Origin of the sequence: Shewanella holmiensis, assembly GCF_025370255.1 — a bacterium.
Taxonomy (GTDB): domain Bacteria; phylum Pseudomonadota; class Gammaproteobacteria; order Enterobacterales; family Shewanellaceae; genus Shewanella; species Shewanella holmiensis.
Map to the genome: position 1 here is coordinate 41603 of NZ_JAMTCD010000020.1, position 23759 is coordinate 65361.

Annotated in this window: 23 protein-coding genes and 1 pseudogene; 16 read left to right on the forward strand and 8 right to left on the reverse strand. The window is 39.3% G+C overall.

What is annotated here, in order from left to right:
- The first annotated feature begins 7 nt into the window (after positions 1–7).
- The 10 genes and pseudogenes from NE535_RS14335 to galE all read left to right on the forward strand — a co-directional run bounded on the left by NE535_RS14335 (position 8) and on the right by galE (position 8514).
- Complete coding sequence (locus tag NE535_RS14335; RefSeq protein WP_261299303.1) at positions 8–757, forward strand: glycosyltransferase family 2 protein; 750 nt, start codon at positions 8–10, stop codon at positions 755–757.
- Between the two features lie 19 nt (positions 758–776).
- Positions 777–2204 carry a phosphomannomutase gene (locus tag NE535_RS14340; RefSeq protein WP_280925455.1) on the forward strand — a complete coding sequence of 476 codons (1428 nt, stop codon included), beginning with the start codon at positions 777–779 and terminating at the stop codon, positions 2202–2204.
- Positions 2201–2449 (forward strand): hypothetical protein, encoded by a 249-nt coding sequence (locus NE535_RS14345; RefSeq protein ID WP_261299305.1) that lies wholly within the window; start codon positions 2201–2203, stop codon positions 2447–2449. The genes NE535_RS14340 and NE535_RS14345 overlap by 4 nt, the downstream gene beginning before the upstream one ends.
- Complete coding sequence (locus NE535_RS14350) at positions 2439–3140, forward strand: acyltransferase family protein (protein WP_261299306.1); 702 nt, start codon at positions 2439–2441, stop codon at positions 3138–3140. Before NE535_RS14345 ends, NE535_RS14350 begins: the two co-directional genes overlap by 11 nt.
- A 10-nt stretch (positions 3141–3150) precedes the next feature.
- Positions 3151–3588 (forward strand): SGNH hydrolase domain-containing protein, encoded by a 438-nt coding sequence (locus tag NE535_RS18765; protein ID WP_425347465.1) that lies wholly within the window; start codon positions 3151–3153, stop codon positions 3586–3588.
- A gap of 50 nt (positions 3589–3638) precedes the next feature.
- Positions 3639–3896, forward strand: coding sequence for a hypothetical protein (locus tag NE535_RS14355; protein WP_280925456.1), 258 nt, complete (start codon positions 3639–3641; stop codon positions 3894–3896).
- A 345-nt stretch (positions 3897–4241) separates the two neighbouring features.
- Complete coding sequence (wecA, locus tag NE535_RS14360; RefSeq protein WP_261299307.1) at positions 4242–5321, forward strand: UDP-N-acetylglucosamine--undecaprenyl-phosphate N-acetylglucosaminephosphotransferase; 1080 nt, start codon at positions 4242–4244, stop codon at positions 5319–5321.
- A 182-nt stretch (positions 5322–5503) separates the two neighbouring features.
- The gene (gene wecA, locus NE535_RS14365; protein ID WP_261299338.1) at positions 5504–6550 is read left to right on the forward strand and encodes a UDP-N-acetylglucosamine--undecaprenyl-phosphate N-acetylglucosaminephosphotransferase; all 1047 of its coding nucleotides are present in this window, start codon (positions 5504–5506) and stop codon (positions 6548–6550) included.
- A gap of 64 nt (positions 6551–6614) precedes the next feature.
- Positions 6615–7502, forward strand: a complete 888-nt coding sequence (galU, locus tag NE535_RS14370; protein WP_261299308.1) for a UTP--glucose-1-phosphate uridylyltransferase GalU — start codon at positions 6615–6617, stop codon at positions 7500–7502.
- Positions 7502–8514 (forward strand): annotated as a pseudogene (galE, locus tag NE535_RS14375) (UDP-glucose 4-epimerase GalE). The gene galU and the pseudogene galE overlap by 1 nt, the downstream one beginning before the upstream one ends.
- A gap of 169 nt (positions 8515–8683) precedes the next feature.
- On the opposite strand, the gene NE535_RS14380 reads toward galE, so the two are convergent.
- From NE535_RS14380 to NE535_RS14390, 3 genes are all read right to left on the reverse strand, one after another.
- Positions 8684–8878 (reverse strand): hypothetical protein, encoded by a 195-nt coding sequence (locus tag NE535_RS14380; protein ID WP_261299309.1) that lies wholly within the window; start codon positions 8876–8878, stop codon positions 8684–8686.
- A 224-nt stretch (positions 8879–9102) separates the two neighbouring features.
- Complete coding sequence (locus NE535_RS14385) at positions 9103–9372, reverse strand: Txe/YoeB family addiction module toxin (RefSeq protein WP_261299310.1); 270 nt, start codon at positions 9370–9372, stop codon at positions 9103–9105.
- Complete coding sequence (locus NE535_RS14390; protein ID WP_261299311.1) at positions 9365–9619, reverse strand: type II toxin-antitoxin system Phd/YefM family antitoxin; 255 nt, start codon at positions 9617–9619, stop codon at positions 9365–9367. The genes NE535_RS14385 and NE535_RS14390 overlap by 8 nt, the downstream gene beginning before the upstream one ends.
- A gap of 559 nt (positions 9620–10178) precedes the next feature.
- Between NE535_RS14390 and NE535_RS14395 the strand changes: the two genes are divergently transcribed.
- The 5 genes from NE535_RS14395 to NE535_RS14415 all read left to right on the forward strand — a co-directional run bounded on the left by NE535_RS14395 (position 10179) and on the right by NE535_RS14415 (position 14630).
- On the forward strand, positions 10179–10397 hold the full coding sequence (locus tag NE535_RS14395) for a hypothetical protein (protein WP_261299312.1): 219 nt from the start codon (positions 10179–10181) through the stop codon (positions 10395–10397).
- Between the two features lie 315 nt (positions 10398–10712).
- Positions 10713–11036, forward strand: a complete 324-nt coding sequence (locus NE535_RS14400; protein WP_261299313.1) for a helix-turn-helix transcriptional regulator — start codon at positions 10713–10715, stop codon at positions 11034–11036.
- The gene (locus NE535_RS14405; protein ID WP_342454531.1) at positions 11036–12346 is read left to right on the forward strand and encodes a type II toxin-antitoxin system HipA family toxin; all 1311 of its coding nucleotides are present in this window, start codon (positions 11036–11038) and stop codon (positions 12344–12346) included. Before NE535_RS14400 ends, NE535_RS14405 begins: the two co-directional genes overlap by 1 nt.
- A 521-nt stretch (positions 12347–12867) precedes the next feature.
- Positions 12868–14217: a type II toxin-antitoxin system HipA family toxin gene (locus tag NE535_RS14410; RefSeq protein WP_261299315.1), complete on the forward strand. Its 1350-nt coding sequence runs from the start codon at positions 12868–12870 to the stop codon at positions 14215–14217.
- Positions 14214–14630: a helix-turn-helix domain-containing protein gene (locus NE535_RS14415; protein ID WP_261299316.1), complete on the forward strand. Its 417-nt coding sequence runs from the start codon at positions 14214–14216 to the stop codon at positions 14628–14630. Before NE535_RS14410 ends, NE535_RS14415 begins: the two co-directional genes overlap by 4 nt.
- A gap of 558 nt (positions 14631–15188) precedes the next feature.
- Here NE535_RS14415 and NE535_RS14420 read toward each other — a convergent pair.
- From NE535_RS14420 to NE535_RS14440, 5 genes are all read right to left on the reverse strand, one after another.
- The gene (locus NE535_RS14420; RefSeq protein WP_261299317.1) at positions 15189–16367 is read right to left on the reverse strand and encodes a site-specific integrase; all 1179 of its coding nucleotides are present in this window, start codon (positions 16365–16367) and stop codon (positions 15189–15191) included.
- 426 nt (positions 16368–16793) lie between these two features.
- Positions 16794–18041 (reverse strand): hypothetical protein, encoded by a 1248-nt coding sequence (locus NE535_RS14425; protein WP_261299318.1) that lies wholly within the window; start codon positions 18039–18041, stop codon positions 16794–16796.
- Positions 18042–18047: 6 nt separating this feature from the next.
- Positions 18048–20951 carry a site-specific integrase gene (locus NE535_RS14430; RefSeq protein WP_261299319.1) on the reverse strand — a complete coding sequence of 968 codons (2904 nt, stop codon included), beginning with the start codon at positions 20949–20951 and terminating at the stop codon, positions 18048–18050.
- Entirely contained in the window at positions 20944–22341 is a 1398-nt protein-coding gene (locus NE535_RS14435) for a hypothetical protein (RefSeq protein WP_261299320.1), read from the reverse strand. Before NE535_RS14435 ends, NE535_RS14430 begins: the two co-directional genes overlap by 8 nt.
- Positions 22342–22708: 367 nt before the next feature.
- Complete coding sequence (locus NE535_RS14440; RefSeq protein WP_261299321.1) at positions 22709–23176, reverse strand: hypothetical protein; 468 nt, start codon at positions 23174–23176, stop codon at positions 22709–22711.
- Positions 23177–23396: 220 nt separating this feature from the next.
- Between NE535_RS14440 and NE535_RS14445 the strand changes: the two genes are divergently transcribed.
- Entirely contained in the window at positions 23397–23759 is a 363-nt protein-coding gene (locus NE535_RS14445; RefSeq protein ID WP_261299322.1) for an MbcA/ParS/Xre antitoxin family protein, read from the forward strand.

A 23759-nucleotide genomic window follows, 5' to 3' on the forward strand; every position in this document is an offset into this window, starting at 1 on the left:
ATAAAACATGAAAGTTAGCGTCATCACTGCGACATATAATAGCGCTCGAACGATCCAAGATACACTTAGATCTTTAGAGCAGCAAACCTATCATGATATTGAATATATTATTGTTGACGGCGCATCAACAGATGATACGTTGGCGATTATTGGTAATGAAAGTAGCAGAGTATCAAAGCTTATTTCTGAACCTGATCGTGGTATTTATGATGCGCTGAATAAAGGCATCTTAGCTGCAACCGGGGATATTGTTGGTTTTTTACATTCTGATGACGCCTTTGCTTCAGTTGATTCCGTGCAGCAAATAGTTAATACGTTTGTACAGGATGAGAAAGATGCAGTTTATGGCGACTTACAATACGTTTCAGCTGATGATACTAGCAAAGTGATTCGTTTATGGAAGAGTGGGGATTACTCTAGAAACAAGTTAAAGAGTGGCTGGATGCCTCCTCATCCTACTTTTTATATGAAACGCGAGTGTTATGAAAAGTTAGGTGTCTTTGATTTAAGTTATAAAATTGCGAGTGATTACGATTCTTTGCTCAGGTATTTATGGGGGGGGCATGTCACTATGTCCTATTGTGAGCATGTATTGATAAAAATGAGAGTGGGTGGCGCGAGCAATCGTAGCTTGAAAAATATTTGGCTCAAGTCTTGTGAAGACAGTAGAGCGTTAAAAAATAGTGGTCTTGCAGTAATACCAGCTTTATTTTGGAAAAATTTTTCTAAAATTCCTCAATTTATATTTAAGTCTTAAATAAATGAACAAGGTACTCATGCTGAATACAAGAGAAATCATCACTAGAAGTAATATCGCTTTCGGAACAAGTGGTGCGCGCGGCTTAGTGACGGACTTTAAACCTGAAGTATGTGCGGCATTTACTTTGGCATTTATCCAAGTGATGCAGCAACACTTTACTTTTACACGACTGGCATTAGCGATTGATAACCGCCCCAGTAGTCCTGAGATTGCGACCGCTTGTATTGCGGCAGCAAAGTCTGCTGGAATCGAAGTGGATTATTACGGCGTTATCCCAACGCCTGCGCTTGCTGTGACGTCTATGGCGGATAATATTCCGGCCATTATGGTTACAGGAAGCCATATTCCATTTGATAGAAACGGTCTTAAATTTTATCGCCCTGATGGTGAAATCAGCAAAGCAGATGAGCTAGCGATTTTGGCGGTTGATGCCACGTTGCCAGCGTTAACCAGTAAAGGTTTACCAAATGCATCTATGCGCGCAGCAGAGGCTTATATTGCTCGATATTTAGATTTATACGACGCAAACCTGCTTAGCGGTAAGCGCATTGGTATTTATGAGCACTCCAGTGCGGGGCGTGATTTATACGCTAGCTTATTTGAGCAATTAGGGGCAACGGTCGTGAGCCTCGGTCGCAGTGACAGCTTTGTGCCGATTGATACCGAAGCCGTTGCTTTAGCAGATATTGAAATGGCACAAGCTTGGCAAAAAGTGCACCAATTAGATGCGCTATTTTCTACCGATGGCGATGGCGATAGACCACTGCTATCTGATGAAACAGGCACTTATTTGCGTGGCGATATTCTTTGTTTACTTGCCGCTAAAAGTTTAAATATTGATGCGCTAGCAGTCCCTGTTAGTTGTAACTCGGCTATTGAGGCATGTGGTGCATTTAAACAAGTTGAGCGTACGCAAATTGGCTCGCCTTATGTGATAGCGGCATTTGATGGCTTGCAACAATCAAGCGCTCGCGTAGCTGGTTTTGAAGCCAATGGCGGCTTTTTATTAGGTTCAGATATTGATGTTAATGGTGTTTTGCTTAAAGCGTTGCCAACTCGTGATGCAATATTACCTGTGTTAGCGGTTTTATCCATGGCCGGTAAAGGCTCTATTTCGGATTTAGTTGAGAATCTTCCACATATCTATACTGCAAGTGATCGCATTCAGAACTTTTCCAGAGATAAAAGTTTACTTATTATAGGACAAGGTCTACAAAATCCCCAACAATTATTATTACAACTATATATGGGGACATTTGAACTTATCAAGACAGATGTTACTGATGGTTTACGCATGACGTTTGGTAATGGTGAGGTGGTTCATTTACGTCCTTCTGGTAACGCGCCAGAACTTCGTTGTTATGCAGAATCAGATTCTGTTGAGCGTGCAAAGTTATTAGTGGCGTTGGTGCTTAAGGCTATTGAAAATTCAAATAGTCAATGACTATCCCGTATTACTTACATAAGAAAGGGTTAATTGGTGCCGCTCTGTGCATTGAAGAGCAAGGCTGCGATGCGGTACTCGAAGAAGATGAGTGGAGACTATTGATGCGGACTACCGATACTAAACAAACGGGCATTGCAAGTTGGGGGGCGATTTGGGAAGGCTGGAATACCCTACAATTCCATGCTGTGGGTTATCGAATGGCGAAAACATGTTGGCTAATAGTGAGTGCTTATGAGTTCTAAACAACAGAATGGTAGTATAGGAGCGCCTGTTAATTTTAGGAATGATATCAATGGATTAAGAGCGATAGCTGTTTTGGCTGTAGTTATTTTTCATTTTAAACCAGATTTAGTTCCTGGAGGTTTTGCTGGGGTTGACGTATTTTTTGTCATCTCTGGCTATCTTATGACACGCATCATTTTTAAAGGATTGGAAAATGATACATTCAACTTAATAAAATTTTACATCGACCGTGCAAATAGAATTATCCCAGCACTTGCGTTTCTATGCTTAATAGTCTTGGTTTTTGGTTGGTATAATTTATCACCGATAGATTACAAATCCTTAGGAAAGCATGTAACAAGTAGTGTCAGTTTCGTATCCAATATGATTTATTGGAGAGAATCTGGTTACTTTGATAGTGAATCACACAGCAAATGGTTACTACATACGTGGTCACTTTCTGTTGAATGGCAGTTTTACATTATATACCCTTTAATACTGATTACTATTAAAAGGCTATTTAGTATAAATACATGTAAAACAATAATAACTCTAGTCACACTAGTTGGATTTGTTACCAGTGTTTTCATTACATTAAAATGGCCTGACAGTGCCTACTACCTTTTGCCAACAAGGGCGTGGGAGATGCTAGCTGGAGCATTAACCTGCATTTACCCGTTAAGTACCTCACCGTTCAAGAAGTGCCATTGAATCAAACTTAATAAAAAATGCTGATTATATATTCTTATCTCAAAAATGGAGAGCTAGCACATTACCGTATATTGGTGATTCATTAGAAAAACTTAGCCAGATAACGAATGCAAAGATAACAATAGTAGGAAATAAAGATATTATATCAAAAAAATCTTCTGATATTATTTTCATTGCTTACAAAGAAAGGGAAAGTGAAAACCAAATTGCATCTCTATTTATAGATAAAAGCAGAGTTAACATTAGTTATGAAATAGAAAAAATAACTCAAAAACATAAATGCAACTTCATTAACATGTCAGAAATTATTTGCTCAAAGTATAATTGTTTAGTTACTTTTGAAAATGAAATTATCTTTCATGATTTATACCACTTAACCCCAACAGGAGCTAAGCATTTAGCTTTTAAACTTAATGACGTTATTCTTAAAAGTTTAGATTTACTCTGATGTCCATATTTACCGTCATGTATAAGCAGAGCGGGGGCAGGAGCTGTCTCTTGATCAGAACTCATAAGCTCTCAGCATCAGCCATTGACCCTAAGGGCTTGTTACCAAAGTGTGGTTTAAGCGCTTTTGATATTGTGAGTATGGATAGTACTGATGGCTTACGCTTAAGACTTGATAATGGCGATGTTGTGCATTTACGTCCATCAGGTAATGCTCCTGAGTTACGTTGTTATGCTGAGTCAATGTCAGTGGTACCAGCAACTTCGCTCGTTGAGTTAGTTTTGAGTTCGCTTACTAATCTCAAATAGTGGTCATTTGTATTAGGACTATTTTTTTATTAATAGAACGATCAACAGCTTGCAAAAAGGGTGAGACAAATTTGAGACGCATTTCAAATTTCGTCTCATTTTTTTGCCTAACGCCGTTAAGTTTTTATTTAAACGGCTCTTTTTTTGTTATCATAGCGCCTATTAACTATTGGGAAAGGGAAGGAGTTTGCCTAGGTAAATCTAATATTTACCGTCTCAATTTTTTATAACTTATTAATTTTATTACGCTGTTCGTTTTTTGGTACTTTTTGTGAACAATAAACTCGCTCAGTAAAATCGAATATACCTATTTCCTGTCTTTATTTCCCTTAAGCAGAGCCATTTATGTCAACGAGTCTAGCTGTATTATTTGTATTTTGTAGTTCTTTAATCAGTTTGTTTGTGTTTCGTAAAATTGCTAAACGAGTTGGTTTAGTTGATAAGCCTAATGAACGAAAACATCATGTTGGTCAGATCCCATTAATTGGTGGTATTTCTATTTATTGTTCTTTAATGGTGACGTTATTTGTTGTTTTTCCGATCACAAGTACATTGTTATTATATGTAGCTTGTTCAAGCATTCTCATTGTACTGGGTGCACTCGATGATCGCTTTGATTTAAGTTTTAAGACCCGATTAGTTGTTCAGGCTTTAATATCATTAGCAATGATACTAATAGGATATAAAAGTTTGCACTATCTTGGGGGGATGTTTGCTATTGATGGCCTAACTATCCCTACTTATCTGAGTTATCTAGTCACTATCTTCGCTGTAATTGGTGCAATTAACGCATTTAATATGGTCGATGGAATTGATGGCTTGCTTGGCGGTTTATCGGCAGTGACGTTTACCGCCCTGGGCATGATGTTTTACCAAGCGGGTCAAACTAACCTTGCTCTTTTTTGCTTATTTTTTGTTGTTGCCATTTCCCCTTATATTATGCTCAATTTAGGCATTCCATTTGGTCATCGATTTAAAGTGTTTATGGGTGATGCAGGTAGTATGTTCATTGGTTTTACCGTGATTTGGTTACTAATTGATGCCAGCCAAAATGCTGATGATGTTGTTATTCGTCCTGTAACAGCACTATGGTTTATTGCAGTTCCATTAATGGATATGGTGTGTATTATGATCCGTAGAATTAAAAAAGGCCAATCTCCTTTTAAACCGGATCGTGAACATTTACACCATATTTGTCAGCGTTTGGGTATGTCTTCAGGCGTCTCTTTATTCGCGATTTGTGCAATGGCTTCCCTCATGGCTTGTATTGGGATTGTCAGTGAGTATTATTTGATTAATGAGTCGGTGATGTTGATTGCGTTTATTGGCGTATTTGCGGTTTATTTTTACGTGATAAGTCATATTTGGAAGATCAGTACATTCCTTCATAAACGCTTTGGCTTTACTAAACCGATACATGATTGATTATATTATTGATTACTTTATTCAATAGTTGAGTTTTTAATTTTTTAGTCATGCTTCAATAAAATTTTGCGTCGTACATGATGTACTTCGCAAAACTGCTGCTATAATGTGCTCTCGGATAAGATGGCAGATTATCAATGAAATTGATTTTCTGGTTTAGTGTTGTACTTAAGGATGAGAAAATGGGCTTTCTAGTACCGTTTATAACTGCGTTTTTTTTAAGTTTTATCGCTATAAAATTAGCTAATCCCTTAGCTTGTAAAGTGGGTCTAATTGACCTGCCTAATGAGCGCAAAATTCACGATGGGGCCGTACCTCTTATTGGTGGTATTGGCATCTATTTCAGCGTGCTTTTCGCTTCAACGACTTTTATTGCGGATAGTCAAACTTTAAATCTTTACCTAATATCCTCAGCTTTAATTTTGTTTGTTGGTATGCTTGATGATAAATATGATTTATCCGTTAGGTCACGTATTGTTGCCCAGGTCATAGCAGCTTCAGTATTGATATTTGGTGCTGAGATATACCTAACCTCTTTGGGTAATATTTTCTACTTTTTTGAATTAAAGCTCGGTTATGTTGGCATTTTAGTGACTGTTTTTGCGGTTATTGGCTCAATCAATGCGTTTAACATGGTCGATGGGATTGATGGTTTAGCTGGGGCGTTAAGCATCGTGACTTTCAGCTCCTTATCGTTTTTGTTTTATCAAGCCAATAGCCCTTGGTTTATGCTGCCATTTTTATTTATTGCTGCTATTTTTGCTTATCTCTTTTTTAATCTTCGCTGGCCGGTAGCATCACTTGATAAAGTGTTCATGGGTGATGCTGGTAGTATGCTAATTGGTTTAACCGTTGTATGGTTGTTAGTCATTGGCACACAAGGCACTAACCCCATTTTTTCACCAGTCACTGCGTTGTATTTGATTGCCGTACCTTTGATGGACATGGCTGCGATTATGTACCGTAGAGTAAAAAAGGGGCATTCACCATTTAAGCCTGATAGAGACCACCTACATCATATTTTTGATCGAGCGGGTTATAACCGTAAACAGACACTTATACGCATTACTCTAGTGTCTTCAGTCCTTGCAATCATAGGTATACTTGCTCAAACTTATCATGTGCCTGAATGGATAATGTTTTTGGCTTTTCTCGCAATCTTCTTTTTATACAATTTAGCCTTATCACGTATTTGGCTTGTTTTAACATGGTTGAAAAAATCGAGTTAATGATTTGATATATTATATAAACAGCCCAGCTTATGTTGGGCTTCTTTTTTCCTAAGGATATTTCATGAAAGTTGTTATTCCCGTTGCCGGCCTCGGCACTCGTATGCTTCCGGCGACCAAAGCCATTCCTAAAGAAATGTTACCGATTGTAGATAAGCCACTGATCCAATATATCGTCAATGAATGTGTTGCTGCTGGTGTGAAAGAAATCGTATTAGTGACGCATGCCAGTAAAAATGCCATTGAAAACCATTTTGATAAATCTTATGAGCTTGAGTCTCAACTTGAAAAGCGCGTAAAGCGTCAGTTGTTAGATGAAATTCAATCCATTTGTCCAAAAGATGTCACCATCATGCATGTGCGTCAAGGTGAAGCCAAAGGATTGGGCCATGCAGTGCTATGTGCCAAACCTTGTATTGGCAATAACCCGTTTGCCGTGGTGTTACCTGATGTCATTTTAGATGAGTATACGGCGAACCAAAAAACTGAAAATCTGGCAGCAATGATCGCCCGTTATAAAAGTTCGCATGCAAGCCAAATTATGGTTGCACCAGTGCCAGACAGTGAAGTGAACAAATACGGTATTGCAGATTGTGATGGCGCTGATATAGCCCCTGGCGAATCAGCCAAAATCAACGCGATGGTAGAAAAACCTGCTGTTGAAGAAGCACCGTCTAATTTAGCGGTTGTTGGCCGTTATGTGTTATCTGAAAAAATCTGGCCGTTACTGGCTAAAACACCGGCGGGGGCAGGGGATGAAATTCAGCTCACCGATGCGATTGATATGCTGATTGAGCAAGACACAGTTGAAGCGTTTAATATGACCGGAAAATCACACGATTGTGGCGATAAGCTGGGTTACATGACCGCCTTTGTTGAATATGGTATACGTGATAAAAAGCTGGGCGTGGATTTTTTGAAGAATATTAAACAATTAGTTAAGGATATCTAATGGCTGTTTTGGTTACAGGCGGAGCGGGTTATATTGGTAGCCATACAATTGTTGAGCTTCTTAACTCGGGTGAAGAGGTGATTGTTTTAGACAATCTATCCAATTCGAGTGTTGAAAGTTTGGCGAGAGGAAAAGAATTACGGGTAAAGACGTTAAGTTTTATCAGGGTGATATTTTAGATAAGGCATTACTGACTAAGCTGTTTAGCGAAAATCAGATTGGATCAGTGATCCATTTTGCCGGTTTAAAAGCTGTGGGAGAGTCTGTGGCGCAACCTTTGCGCTATTACACCAATAATGTGACTGGCACGATTGTGCTTTGCGAAGTGATGGCTCAGTTTGATGTCAAAAATTTTGTATTTAGCTCTTCTGCGACCGTTTATGGTGATCCTGCCAGTTTACCCATTTTAGAATCATTTCCAACATCAGCAACTAATCCTTATGGTCAATCTAAACTAACTGTTGAACATATTTTGGCTGATTTATCGCAATCAGATCCCCTATGGAATATTGCATGCCTTCGTTATTTTAACCCTGTTGGGGCACATGAAAGTGGTTTGATTGGCGAAGACCCTAATGATATTCCAAATAATCTTATGCCTTTTATTTCGCAAGTTGCCATTGGTAAAAGAGAAAAGTTAATGGTGTTTGGTAATGACTACTCTACCCATGATGGCACAGGGGTGAGGGATTATATCCATGTTGTTGATTTGGCATTAGGGCATTTAAAAGCATTAGATAAACTGAAAACGAATAGCGGATTTGTGACTTATAACCTTGGTACTGGCGTGGGTTACAGTGTGTTGGATATGGTAAAGGCATTTGAAAAAGCCTCACAGAAAGCGATTAACTATGAAATAGTTGCTCGTCGCCCTGGAGATATTGGTGCTTGTTATGCCGATCCAACCAAGGCCAAAACAGAACTGAGCTGGGAAGCAACCCATAACTTAGACGATATGGTAAACAGCAGCTGGAAATGGCAGTCAATGAATCCAAATGGATATAGTGATTAGCTATCAATGTTTTTTAAATTAACTCAGAATACGACTTTTATCAAAACTGGATGCTTTTCTGCAACCATGAATTTTTGTTGATATTTTATTGGTGTAGTTAATGTTTTGTAAACGCTCAATGAACTGGTGAAGCAGAATAAACTTGAGCGTTTACGTTTATTTCCCCTCGTTATTCTTCAAATAGAGACTCAGCTCCAATCAACGGGATAAGTCTTAATAAAACATCTTCCATGACACCACTTTCAGCTGTAGTAATCTTTTTAGCATTTCGGTCTTTCCAAGATAACGTTTGAATCAAACTTGAGGCTACGAGGTAATCCCCCCTAAAAATGGGGAGATTACCCTGTGAAGCGAAGCGGAACAAAAAAATGCCATCCATAATTTAAAAATCAATTAAAGGGATAGATGCGGCTAGTATAAAATGTAACTGCTCTGCACAAATCTAAAATGCGTAAGATCTTACGCCTATATTTACACTATAAAGGTATCACTCGGGCTTATGAATCTTAATCGGGAGTGACTAGGGATAAGAACGCGGCTGCGCACGGCATATCCTTATTCGTTAGATGCCAGATCGCTGAACCTGATTTAGTAGTGGTAACGACATGAAATTATCGATATCGCTTGATCATCGACTGCATAAACAAGCCTATTAGTATCATCAATACGACGAGACCAAAAACCAGATAAGTTCTCTTTTAACGGCTCTGGTTTACCGATGCCCTCAAATGGAGAACGCTTAACATCATTGATGAGTTTATTGATGCGCTTGAGTGTTTTCTTGTCTTGAGTTTGCCAATACAGGTAGTCATCCCAAGCGTCATCAGTCCACGACAATAAACGTTGACTACTACTCATCAATTAACTCTCGTGCTGTTGCTTTACCAGCACGGTACTGTGCTATCGAACGGTTTAGGTGTTCAGCGTTTTGAGGAGAGCGTAGTAAATGGACGGTCTCCATAAGGCTATTGTAGTAGTCTAAAGACATAACCACAGCATCCTCAGAATCACGGCGTGTAATAACTGTTGTATCAGCATCATTAACTACACCGTCTAAAACAGCTTTGAGACCATTTCTAGCTTCAGTAAAAGATACGATTCTCATAAGAACCTCCACATGTACATTTAATGGAACAAGTATAGTCATCACCTCTTTACTTGTACAGTAAATTGAACATGCGATATTGATAAGGCAACTAGACATAATGACTGCCCACTAAGAATGCTTATCTCCAATTAATCGTGGAGACGTTTACCTTCATACAGGCCGATCCTGTAGTTGTGTGTTTACCGTTTTAGCTCGTAAAGCCTCGCTCCGATGAGGGCGGGGATACAAGAGCATACCGCGAAGCGGTATTTTCAAGGGAAAATATTTTCTGTAAAATAACTTATATGAAACGAGCCTACAAAGAAAGATTGTTAGGTGTCTTTGGCTAGACGCGCTTACGCTCTTTTACCGCATTATTCAAAAACAACCATTGTCAAAAAGTTGCGTATTAGTCATGAGCAATTCAATACTTGGCTTAACACCAACTCATCAACAGATGCCCCCACTCACTTTATTTCACTGCCCAATGCAACGCCGATAATCGAGTCGCTTTCTATCGACCTGAAGTTCAACAATAGCAATTCTTTAGCCGTGTCCGGAGGCTCGCATTGAATCGATGTTAAAAATAGTGGTGCGAGATAGAAAAAATGCGATGTTTCGTAAAACCTTACTCGGTGCGAACATTGGCGATGTTATCACGTCGATGATCGCAACAGGCAATGAAGCAGGTATCAATGTATTTGATTATTTTACGCGACTGCAACGTGATGCGGATGATGCAAAAAAGCATCCTGAAAAATACCTACCTTGGAATTATCTCGACCAATACCAATAATAAACCGCTCATTATGAAGCAATGCTTGGGCCCGTGGCCTAAGTATTGCCGTGCCTGAAATTTAAGAAACCAGATTTTTGCTTTATTACCTATGTCACGCCATGCTGCCGTAAGCTCACTATCAACCAGCCCCTCTGGAAGGGGCCTCCCACAATCACATAAAGTCCTCAAATGGTTACGCTAGCAGATTAAATGTCACTTAAAATAACCAAAAAAGGACACTGAAAGCACTATTTGACAATGTTATCTTAAAGTCCTAAATTATGTACATTAAGTAGGATAACTCTCATAGTGTAACCAAAATGGGGCTTTACAGTGAAAAGTGTGACAGCTACAGCATTAGCAGAAGAGATCGGCGAGAGATTGAAGCAAGCTCGACTAAATCGAGACCTAACACAATCTGAAGTTGCACAGCTTGCTGGCATTGCCCGCAAAACGGTTTTGAATGCAGAAAAGGGAAAAGTTCAGCTCGACATTATGATTGCTATATTAATGGCATTAGACCTCACACAGCAGATTGATCTATTTCTCCCTAAACAAGAAATATCTCCCTTACAGCTGGCTAAACTGCAAGGAAAGAAAAGGCAGAGAGCCTCTGGCCAGCGCAGAAACAAAGATGAGGAAACACCAGAATGGTAATGGAAGTCATTACAATAACATACCTAGACGATGTTGTTGGCGCAGTGAGTTTTGACACTGAAAAGGGACTTGGGTCATTTGAATATGATCCTAGCTTCGTAAAAAAGGGGGTCGAGCTGTCCCCGATCAAAATGCCATTATCGAATCGCATTTATAGCTTTCCCGAACTTGATTTCAATACATTTAAAGGACTACCAGGTTTAATAGCTGACTCCTTACCTGATGATTTTGGTAACGCAGTTCTCAACGCATGGGTTGCAGGTCAAGGTCGTTCACCTAGTGACATTACACCACTGCAACGCCTCCAATATACGGGAAAGCGAGGCATGGGAGCTCTTGAGTATGCGCCAGTTAAAAAGTTACGAAGTTTAAATGCTTCACAACATGTAGAAATCCAATCGCTCGTTTCAATTGCACAAGAAATCTTAGACTCACGAGGTAATTTTGGAGTAGAACTCAAACAAAATGGTCAAGACGATAGAGAGGCAATGATGTCTTTATTATCTGTTGGCATGAGTGCGGGAGGAGCACGACCGAAAGCCGTATTAGCATTTAATGAAGATTTAACTCAAGTTCGCTCCGGTCAAGCCAAAGTGCCAAGTGGTTTTACTCATTATTTGATGAAATTCGACGGCGTTAGTGAACATAACAAAAATCAAGAAACCTTCGGTGACCCATTAGGCTATGGAGCAATGGAGTTTGTTTACCATTTAATGGCTAACAAATGCGGTGTCGATATGATGCCATGCCGCTTACTCCATGAAGGCAATCGACGCCACTTTATTACACAACGGTTTGATCGAATTAAAAACAGCAAGGTACACGTACAAACGCTAAACGGCCTTGCCCACATTGATTATAAAAAGCCGGGGTCATTTTCTTACGCAGAATTATTTGGCATTGCCAGACAATTGAAGCTTTCTGCTGTTGAAGCTGAGCAGCTATTCAAGCGCATGACGTTCAATATCATTGCTCGAAATCATGACGATCACTCAAAGAACTTTGCCTTTATTCTGAAAAAAGACAAATGGTCTCTCGCACCATCTTATGATTTAGCTTATAGCTATAAACCAGGCAGTAAATGGGTGAACAGCCATTGGATGAGCTTGAATGGTAAAAGAGATAACTTTGCACGAAGTGATTTCTATAGTTTAGAGAAACTTAGCCCTATTTTTAACAAGAAAAAGATCGACATTATTATTGATGCAACGATTGAGCACGTATCAACTTGGCGTCAACTCGCTGAGGAATGGGATGTACCAAAAACACTGATAGATGAAATACAAGAAAACTTGCGGCTCGATATTTAGTAGCAGTAAAGTGAAGTGACTATTCCTGTGAACAAAAAGGATGGCCTCTTATTTCAGCCCATCCCGAACCAAACGTAAGCTCACAAATTTACGATGAAGTATTAATGGCGGTTAAGCAATGGCAAACCGTTGGTAAGCGGCTAGGGATCAGCCGAGCCGAGCAAGCCATGAAACAATCAGCGTTTAACGTTTAATGGTGAGCTTACGGCAGCGTAGCTCAACTTATTTCAATTAACCTGATTTAATCATTGTAACTAAATTAACCCGGTCACAATGATGCCCTAACGAGACTGTCACAGATTCTGTGTAACTGCAATTTAGTTATTATGCTTCATATTCTCATTAGCTTTGATCTCCCAATGGTGAAATTGCCTGTTCCTCACACAAATAAGTAGATTAACTAGCTCTTGAATTTTTGAGATTAAATCGTGTCAATAAGTGATGTTGTAACATATATTATGTGCTAATATTGTTTCAATAAGTTGGTTTTATACTCTTTATTGAACCGAAATAGGTGCATTATGTCTAAGGCAATTACGATTCAAATTAACTACGCTTTTGAGTGGCATGATGTTGCGACTATCGAGTTTGCAGAACACCTTGATTCAAGCTTTTGTCGACTGGACTATGAAACAGATCATGTATTTGCACACTATAATGAGTTTGCAGAAACTGCAGCCAGCGTCATTTTGCCAAACGACACCATGCCCTATCGAAATAATAAAAGTTGGTTTCGTTTTTTAGATGACATTATGCCCGCAGGCTCAAGTCGTAAATACTGGCTACGCACACTACGCTTGCTTGATAAAGATAAGCTAACCAGAAATTTTATCTTGTTATCTCAAGGTACTATCGCACCGATAGGCAATATCAGGGTGAAAGAGTCGGTACCTGCCAATATTACTAACCCAATACCGGTAATGTTTAGTGTTGAGGATGTCTGTAGGCTTGAAGTCGACTTTATCGAGTACGCACAGGCCAATGGAGCTGCTGCTGGCGGTGCGTCTGGTGCAGGTGGTGCGGCGCCTAAATTACTTCTTCGTTGTGATCCATACGACAGAGTTTGGATCGATACCTTTCAGGATAATCCAAGCAATCTAGACACCCGTTACTTAGTCAAATTTCCAAGAGGAAGCACAAGTATCGACCATGATATTTTAAGGGCTGAGTTTCACTTCTATCATGAACTTAAAGCCCTTGGTTTCGATACTATACCCACTGATGAAATGCGGTTGATAGAAAGCAATCGAGGTCCATCACTTTGGTTGCCAAGATTTGATGTTGTAACAATAGACAATAAACAGCAACTGCTTGGCATGGAGTCAGTTTACTCTGTCTTAGATATAGCTCCTGCTACTATGATGGAGCATGGCGAGGTGATCCGCGCTTTGATAGACGTGTTTACTTTAAAAAGCGATAACAGTGTAACAACAACGTTTCTCGATGCAGAGGATGGAATAGCTGCGTTTGTTATTGAGTGGGTTCGCAGGGACTTGCTTAATATTGCTTTTGGTAATTCCGATAATCACGGTCGTAATACGTCATTCATCAAGCAGGATAACCATGTATCCCTTGCGCCTATTTACGACTTCGCACCCATGAAAGCCGATCCAGAAGTGGTATCAAGAACTTTTATATGGGGAGAAGGACTTGAATTAGGTGGACAATACGACTTTGTTAAAATCGCCAATAGTCTTGCAGATTTTATTGAGCCCAAAAGGCTTTTAGATGCATTGGCTAAAACCGCAATAGAATTAGTTGAACTCAAGCAAAAGCTGGAAAAACGAGGTGTCCCCCTGTCTATTCTCACTTTCCCAAGTATGGGCTATGAACATTTAGCGAAGAAATTCAAAACCTGGAAACTACTATGACAGACAAGGCCAAAATATTAACCCAAGATAATCGTTATGGCCGGCTACCACTTGCTGCAAAGCGTAAAAGATTGCCGAGCTCTGTCAAAGATGAACTTATGAAAAGTATTTGCATTGAGCTTATTACCAGTCAGATCACGACGGGTAAGGCTTTGCAGAGGTTGCGTACTGAAATGCTATTCGCTAATCAAGAGCAGTATGCCAAAATGGTTGGTATTACAAGGAAGGCATTATCTGAGATTGAGGGAGATAAATCGAAAGCTAGTGCTTTAGTTTTAGGCAAAGCCCTAAGAGGGGTTGGGCTGGAGTTATTAGTTTTACCTAGAGATAAGTTTTTACAGGGTCAAATCATCGCTTATGAAAGCGCAACTGGCGGTTCTGGCGCAAAAACATACCGAGATGATGATTTGTAGGGTTCTAATAGCTGTGAGGATTGCGCGACTATCCTTTCAAAACATAGTTTCGAACGATAGATAAACTTCACTTCCCGATTTCGAGTAGCTATGCATAGTTAGAGAATTTTCTCCAACACTAACTACTATAGCATCGTACAATTAGTAGTCTATATAGACCATGAAAAGTCTTTTGCTGTTTTGGTGAAAATATTCAAAATCCAAATGCGGCTCAGGCTGACATGGTCATGAATGTGGGAGCAACGTTTATTTAAAAAACTAAACGAAAATTCAGAGAAGCAATCGAGAGTTTTTGCACCGTGACTCTTCCCTGAGATTGCAGGTTCTTTGGTCTCGAATAAATGAACATTTTCAGCTGCTCAAGCCTGCATCTTCAAGTTGATTGAGTATAAACCAACGAATTAGCATTCATCTGCCGTCACCTCCTTTTGGTTAAAGAGGGCACTAAACTGAGATTAGATTCAGTTTTTTTGAGTAATTGCTTAAGCCATATAGTGAGTTCCTTCAATCAAGAGAAGATAGAACAAGCGCGGGTTGATGTTGTAATGGTGTTATGGGTCATAGAAAACCTTCATTGCGCATTAATGTATCAAATGCATTTCCATCAGTACGTGAAGCATTAGCGACATAAGGGGCATAGACATCAAACAGTAAGCGGGTATCGCTGTGACCAAGCATTTGGGATATATACAGCGGATTCTCAAGGGCAGCGATATGAAGCACGGCTGCAGTGTGGCGTGTCTCGTAAGCGCGTCTGCGCTTAAGGCCTGCTTTAATTAACGTTGGGTACCACAGGGCTTTACTGACATAGTGGGTATCCAGTGGCGCCCCCGATTTGCCGGTAAACACAAACTCAGAATAGGGGGGATAACCAGCCTCACTTGAATCTTTAATTCGTTTAAAAGCTTCAAAGATAGTATCGCACATCTTTAAGTCTCGGCGTGATTTAGGCGTTTTAACATCACACACTTCACCATTTACCCAGTTCTGGCGAATACGAATTAAACGGTGTTCAAAATCAATATGCTGCCATTCAAGGCCGTGTATCTCGCAGCTGCGTATGCCAGTCCAAAATCGGATAATAAAGTAATCCTTCCATTCTTGCGGCACCTTATCTAAGAATTTACGGACTTCTTCAATCGTCATCGGGTATGACTCGGCTTTCTCTTCCTTTAAAGCCTTGTAGCGTCTTAGAGGGTATTCAAATTTACATTCTTCAGCGGCTAAACTGATGATTGAGATGACAGGCCAAAGTAAGAAATTGATGCGGCGATTCGATAATTGACGTGTATCACTGTCTTTCATTATTTCCATCAAGTCTTGTCGAAAATAATCAATTTGTGACAATGTAACTTCATTGACGAGGGTGTTACCAAATTCTGGTATAAGGTATTTATCGAGTGTGTTGCGGATGGTGCTAGCATAACTGTTTTTCCAAGCGCCATTTTTTCGCTCGAACCACTGATGGGCAAAGTCATTAAAAAATGGGTACTCGCGATCAGGATGTTTGTCGCGTTGCAGTTGCTCAAATTTAGCGACTTTTTTACTTTTTGGAAAATAGTCACGATATTGAAAGCTGCCCAAATCAATCTCAGCATTCATTTTTTTGAGCATGGCTTTGGCTTGGGTAATGTTTTTAGGCGTGGCCATCACTTTGGTGCCTTCACGAAAACGGCAACCATAAAGATGCATGTCGAACTGAATGCGTCCATTGGGGCGGATACGAATATGAGCCATAGTGGTCTCCATTGGTTTTAGAGTGTTAAATAGATCTGTCCCTCACCAATGGAATTCGTTAGAATTTGGCCATCGGCTGGGTCTCGGTTAATAGCTAACGCAGCCGGTACGGGGTAGAGTGGTTGCAGCCACTCTGCCCCAACTGCTTCATTTAAAGTTACTTTAGGTTAACAGGGCTTTTAAAACGCGCAAGTTAACCCATTACTTTCTGCTTTTTACTTCCTATTTGCTTACTTTTACTCTCATTTTGACTATTCTCCCAATAGCCATTAATTAAAGGCTATTGGTTAAATATACATCTATCACTATAACCAATACTGTTTATTTGTCCAGTACTTTATGATTTAAGCTTTCGACGTTAAAATTTTTACTAGAAATGCGAGCTCGAAGCAACGGATGCTTAACACCGACCCATAAGCCGGTAATTTAAACATCATCAAACCCTAACATGTCCCCCTGTTGCTCACTGCCACCCCCATTGTTTTTAATTTTTGTTTCGAGTGTTTTTTTAGCTTCTAGCACCTCGGCCATTTTCTCTGGTGCAAGCTCAATATCATAAACACTTTCATAAGGATGCGTTGAATCTTTATCGTTATAGAAACCCAATTTTCGTTTACCATCTTGACCAAGTAGCATTTGAACCTTGATTTTTTTGGCTGTTGTGACGTCTTTAACTTTTACCTTTGCAAGCGCACTTAAGTTAATGCGGTAAACCGAAGGCGGTGTTTCACTGATGTGCTCCGCTGATAAAAATCGATTACCACCGGTTTCCTTAGTTAATCCGGCTAGCATCACGTTAGTATTATCGATGTATAACAGTGCTTCGTTTGCTTTTTTTACGATGGCCATATTGCGATAAATTTCAATCTCTTCTTTTAAGGTATAGGTGTTGATCACGAGCTTTTGCTCAACGGTATAAGACGTTTCCTTCTTATGAGCATAATCTCTTAAAGAAAGTAATGAGCTTGATACGACTCGATTGCCATCACTAAATATCGCCCTTTCATCATCGGTATAGATAGACAGTGTGTCAGAGTGAGTTGAATCGCATAAACGACTCAAGTTTTCGACGCTTTCTTTATTTAATAGCAAGTCGAATTCTGGGATTAACGTTTGGGGAAGCGCGTATGGAATAATTTCATTGTCACGCTCAATACGAATTTTTGATTGTGCTTTATTAATTTCGAAAGCATCAAAAGGCGTGTGTGTTTCCGCTGCTTTGATAATCGATTTTATTGAGGAGGTCGATACTATGTGCTGTTTTGCTTGTTCAGCAAGCTGCAGAAAATCCAGGTGTTCTGATACGGCTTCTTGGGCATAAATATAAATACGTGACTCGCCATTAACCAAGGTATCAACATATGGGAAGGTGTTTTTTGAGGCGTATTCGATAACGATTTCAACGTCATATTTGGGGTGAGTGTACTCGTGCTGATTATACCAACATTGTTTGAAACTGCTTGCTGATAGGCTCCATTCTCCCTTTTTTAATCGCCAAGATTTTTCTAAATTAAGGCTGATGATCTGAATGTCATCACCCGTTCCGTTAATTATTTTGCATGTTTCATCATTGATAATGAATGAGATCCGGGCTTCAGCATCCGACTTGATGACTTTTTCTAAAAGATGACTCATCGAAAGTCGGTGTTCTGGCTTAAAAATTAATTTTGGCATAGTAAGTTATCCTTTTTGTGAGGTTAAATGTGTGAAATATTGTTCTAGTATTTGCTGTAGCAGCGTCGACGGAATGAGGGTCTCTAACGTGATGATTAATTGGGTATTTCCCGTAGGGATTATGTGCCGGCTAACCTCATCACCTTTTCGCATGAATTGCTGTTTAACCATATTCAACTTGTTGCTTTTAAGAATTTTTCGGTTTTGTTCAAGTACAAAAATGGCTTTGTAACGTTTTAATGCACCTTCGTGACACAGTGTCTTAAAAGCTTGCAATATTTTTTGATTGCATTGGCACTCAAAATGAAGATTAAGCGTTTCGGCCCTTGCGCTAGTCTTTGGTTTGTGGAGAATAATTTTGGGAGACCCTAGTGCTTTTAGTGCGGTTAGTTCTTTATTGGTAAAGTTGAAATATTGCCCTTGTGCCATTTGCAGCCATTGATTACTGACGGTGTTGAAGTCTAAGGTTCCAGAATTCAGTGATATAAATGACTTTTCGCAAAAGTAATGAAATGAAGATGTATGTTTGTCGACAAAGTCTTTAGGCAATGAACTTATCCAAAGAGATGTAAAATCATCATTGCCATGTGTGTGAGGCTGTTTATTGCTCGCAATACTATTTTCCCCCATCAAATGACTCAGCTTCATTTTTTTTAGAATTTGGCTTTCTGCCAATTGGGGTTGAAACTGCTTTTTATCCTTGTTGGACAGTAATGAATACTCAGAGAAAGAGAGAAGTGAGCTTAGAATTCGCGATATATCATTTGAACCGACGGGGATATCGACTAAATAGCGCAGTTCTGCTCTTGAGAATTGGCGATAAGTTGGTTTGAGTAATTCAATAGTCTTATCCATGCCATGTAGGTAATGGCGCCGTGTTGTTGAATAGCTTGAGTGGCCTAATTGTTTTGAAATAATGTCAAACAATAACCCTACATTAAGTTCGTGAAGTGGTCGGCCTTCTAACCAAAAATCAAATCGCGTTAAGCAACTTTCGTTACACAGCATTGCTTCTGTTGCTTCATCTTGAAGGATGCTGGATAGGTGACTACCTTGACGCTGATACGCAAGATGCAATCCCTGTAAGTAAAGTAACTCTGCTCCGCCATGTCGTAAATGATGGAAACGTATCTGGGGGCCGAAAAGGGCTTTTAGCGCCTGAGTTGCAGGGTAAATGTAATGACTTGAACGGAAATGCATAGATTCGTGTTGAAACCCAAGAAAAGGTTTAGTTTCATCACTGCCAGCTTTGATTTTTAGTAATACTCTAATAAGCTTGGCTGCTGATTCAGGCATAAATGCACTGACGATTCTTGTCTTACCGTTTTTGGTGCGTCCCTCAGGAGTATTTGTTATCACGATATTGAAAAGCTGTTTGTTTTGAGGGTTTACCGTTATGTGGCCAAGGAGCAGTCTTAACACTTCACCTCTTCGCATTGCCCCATAGTAACCAAGAATCACCGCTATGCTGGCAAATAGCCGTTGCATGGCATCACCATTTTGTGACGAGAGTAATAGCTCTACAGCATTATGGACTTGAGAAACATTGAGGCAAAATGGATCAACAAGAGAAGGGAGTTCAGGGCGCTCAAATTGACCTAAATCTAACTGGTCAGTGAGCTCTTGATGCGCTGCACTGCGAAGAAAATTATATAAATGCCAAGGTGTGGTTTTATCATCTAAGCGCTCAAATTCAGTATGTGCCCAAAGATGCAACTTATCTGAGTCGCAGGCATCATCAAAACTCAATGGACTTAAACTTTTATAAAAGTTTGTGTAGCGGTCGATACTTTGTGGTGGCAGGATTTTCTTTTGAACCCCACCCTCATTAAATAGTTCATCAGTAAAGAGGAAGAACAGTTTTGGGAGGACATTTTTTTGTTCCCAAGCAGGCGTAGCTGGCCTTAGATGTTTCTTGTTCGGCGATTGTTTATAAAATTTTATGAGCGCTTTATGGGGCCATTGTGCGTCTCTATTGTCGAGTTCTTTATTTTTATCAACGAAATTTGTTTGCTTCAATGGTGGTATGAATAATGACTTTTTCTTTATGGCATCAACAAAGCGAGATTTTGTGGGTTCAAGTGTTGCAACATGACGCATAGGATCACTCAAGTCTTGCAATAATACTGGCGGCACAACATAGTGATGATGCCAAAAAGATTGAAATGTGCGCAGCCACTCTGATGATGTCATAGGTGCGAAGTAATAGGGTTTATCATCTACCCACTGATTAATCGCATCCAATAATGACTTAATGGTTAAGCCATTTTCAGCGGTTGATTTGTAAAAATCCTGCAAAACCCTTAAGGGAAAAGCTGGCAGTGGATAGCGGGTAAAGCTCATCGTTTTCTCATTAGCATATGAGGCAATAGGCTTAGAGTGGGGCACTTTGAGTGTAAATTGTCCTTCGAAAAACTCGATAGAAGTCGGCGTTGATAATATCTTTTGCCAGTATGATAAGTGAAGCGGGGCGACTTCGAAGTTCAGAACGAGTAATGTCCAACCTAAGTTATGCCATCGCTCATTCATAAAAGATTCACGTTGCGACTTATATTTGGAAAAACACTGACCAGCCAGTTGATTTTTTTTTGAAATACCAAGTAGCCAGATCATCGACTCATCACGAAAGACTTGCTCTTTGACTTCCGGTAATCTCCAATTACATATTTCTTTTAAGTAAAACAAGACTTGATCAAGTGCTTTTAATAATGTTTTTTGTCGACCAGTAGGAATGCTTCTAATGTGTTTATTGATCCCGAAAAGCTGCTGTTGAGATAAAGCTCGTTCCTTAATATTTAATGAGTTAAGCATATCGCATACCCACTGAATATCTTTGCTTTGTTCACAAACCATGCCTTGATCTACACGGTAGTTGACAATAATCTGGGCTGTTAGTGTTCCCTTAGCCATAATGAGCCCCTTCTATTTTTGCTAAATGTAAATACTCAGGGATTTTATTTAAAAAGGAAGTCAGTTTGTTTTGGGCTACGGGAAATAGCATGTCACTACCCAGTTGCTCGCCCCAATTAGCATGCCCCATCAGTCTGTCGATATCTTGCGAGGTGAGTGTGGGTGATGACGATGTTAACGCGTGCTGAGCAAAAAAGTGGCGTAATTGATAGGGCACAGCAATGTCTCCAGAATTAGCTTTAGCCCACCATTTCGCCATAAATTGACGCAAATTTTTTGCTGATAATGGTTTTACAGTCAGATGGTTATCAACTAAAAACCACATCAAAGGCGTGTCAAATGTGGTTGATGTATGACGACGCAAATTTTGCTGTAAAAATTCGTAGCGTGATAATGCATGACGAAAATATTCACATAACCAAATAGCGCGATAGCGCCCTTTATCAAAGACGATGACAGACTGCTTATCAAAGCAATACTCTTTCATAAATGTGATTTCGTGTGTGGGGCGTGTACTTGTCAATACGATAAACAACAGTGCGAGTTCAAATACTCTAAAGTTATAGAGCTCTCGCAAGGTTTCTTGAGTATGTTTACGTTGCTCAAGCTTTTGACCCTGAAGATGAAGTTCGTGAAAAAAACGACGTACAGAGTCAACTTTGACTTGTCGTAGTGAACCTAGATAAATCGGTGGAGTATGAATATAGGTTCGCAAAGCTGTTGAAACATCATAATGTAATGAAGGGATCCTTCCTGGGGTGCATAGGTAATCCTGTTGTTTAGCAGAATAGTGAATTATCTGAGAATCTGTATGAGTAATCGGTTTTGGGGCACTAAATAATGTTATTAATGCTGGTTCTGTGATGGCTTGACGTAGTCGGTCCAAGTAGTGTGTTTGGGCTTTGAAAATATCATATCTTATTTGTTCGCTATCTCGTCTTTGATAATTTGAAGCGCTAAAATGATGTAACTTATTGACCCCAAGCAGTACTGCTTTTGCCGGTGTTGGCAGATTAGGATCACATTGAGACATTTTATTAAAGTAGTTAAACAGTAAATCCTTTCGAGTCAGATACTTTCCTTTTAATGCTTTAGGAGTGCGCCATTTGTCATTGATAAAGGATAAGAATTTTTCTTTCTCTTTTCTTTGCATTATCCAGCATTTCTCAGTTTGCTTGGTTTTTGTTATTGCGTCAGAGAACCAATGGTTCAATCCGTTTGGGATCGGCTGCCATTGCCAACTAACGCCATGTTTAGTTGGAACGGCGATAGCGTATTCAATCCAAGAAGGAGCACTCTTACGGATGCTTCTTAGGCTATTTGGCTGACAGGGTTGGCTACCACTTACTATGGTGATATCTGGAATATCATTGATTGATTTACATGACACTAGTGATCCTGTTAACCATAGATATAAGAAGTTAAAAAGTGCTCGGTCAAATGGCGTTACAGTTTCTTTGTGTAATGGCGGGTATCGTTTTTTCAACCTTATTAATGCTGCTATTAGCTTAAACCCATAAAGTTGAGCATTAGGAAATGGCGCCCCACTATTTTTGTATCGCTCTTTTGATTTTATGACTTCATTGTTCATGACTCGCTCACTCACTTGCTTCATTTTTTTTTACGATATCAAAATAATCCAGCTTAAAAGTTAAATAAGGAGGCTAATTTGGGCACACTAATCATTATTTCTTGAAATGTGAGCGATATTTGACCAAAAAGTCAGTTTAATGAATTAAGTTTTGCTCAAGGTTTATTTACTCTCTAATGCAAGAAGGAGATATTTGAGCTAAATGACTAAGCTGCTTTTTGTTAGGTATGGCTAAGTTAAGTAATTTTGCTTTCCCTAGTCGACTGTGCAATCGCTGTGGTAAATATTTGAATTCAGGTATAAGCAATGCTGGCTTGATGAGCGCAAGAGTAGACATAATAGGTTCAGCTTCCTCATAAATAATGAGCGATGCATTTAACTTTAATGATGCATCATGGCTGAGAATACTTTCAATAATAGGCATTACTGCCAATATAAAATACTGTCCTTCTTTTTCGTGTTTCAATACAGGTATGGGACATGAATCAAGCACACACTGAAGTTGTTCAATTGAAAGAAATTGAATATTTGGAGGTTTTGACTGCGTTAACCTGTCACCTGATAGTAAAGTAACCAGATTCGGATGGCGGTGCAATTGAAGCGAGTTTAGCGGCAACTTTTTTGTTTTTGGCATAACGATATTTTCCTAAATCATCCAATTTCCCTATATATAGATGCGTTTATTTAGTCATTAATTTGTACTACTGTTTATTTGTACAGTTAATTACTGTATAAATCAACTGTGATGGTTGTTTTTTCTACTCTTTGTTTTTTTAGCAAGTATGACTCTATATGTTTAGTGATTAGGTTTGTAATTAAGTTATTTTTTTAAATGCTTATTGTGGGGTGTTTTTATGGAGCTTACACAGAAAGATTTTACAATTGGACTCAAGGCGGTCTTAAAGATTATTGGTAAATGGGGCTGTAATGAAAATCAAATATCAGTCTTACTTTGCTTTAAGAATAAAGACGACATGAGCGCCGCTAATCAAAATGACTTAACTCAAGATCAAGTCAAACGTATAAGCTACATTTTGAATATCCATGGCGGGTTAAGACAGGTTTTTTCAAATCCAGAAAATGTTTACGGCTTCATGACAATGAAAAATCAGCACTCATTATTTAACGGTCAAACGCCACTTTCGCTTTTATTGGAAGGGGAACATAGTGACTTTGAAGCTGTTATGAACCATATTTTAAATTTAGGGAATTTTTAA